A 424-nucleotide genomic window follows, 5' to 3' on the forward strand; every position below is an offset into this window, starting at 1 on the left:
AAGTCAAAGTCAGTGATGGCCAAGCTGAGGATTCGAAATTCATCACCTTTGATGCCTCTGGACATGTCACCATGTCACCAACGGGTGGCCTAGTCATATCAACCACAGTGCCTCAACAACCTACAGTTACAACGACACTACCAACCATGCTAATGGTCACCAACGTAGCAACAACGAACTCGGTGACATTGGATTTAGCATCAACGAGTGACTCGGGTTCGTCGAACACTGACAACCTTACCAACGACACTACCCCCACAATTACTGGGCATACTGATATCCCATTCTCGAAAGTCACGGTTTACGATGGTTCAACACCCGTTGGACACGCGGTGTCTGATGCATCTGGACAATATAGTGTTTCAGTAAGCAGTTTATCGGAGGGTGACCATAATCTATCCGCTAAAGCATTGGCTCCTTCGTC

The 424-nt window shown here is 47.6% G+C and carries 1 protein-coding gene; it reads left to right on the forward strand.

Going from position 1 to position 424, the window contains the following annotated elements; genetic code table 11:
- Positions 1-424: Ig-like domain-containing protein (locus tag AB4585_RS27925; RefSeq protein WP_372172011.1), on the forward strand; the 424-nt coding region annotated here is incomplete at both ends.

It is taken from the genome of Vibrio sp. 10N.222.49.C9, from assembly GCF_041474985.1.
Lineage (GTDB): Bacteria > Pseudomonadota > Gammaproteobacteria > Enterobacterales > Vibrionaceae > Vibrio > Vibrio crassostreae_C.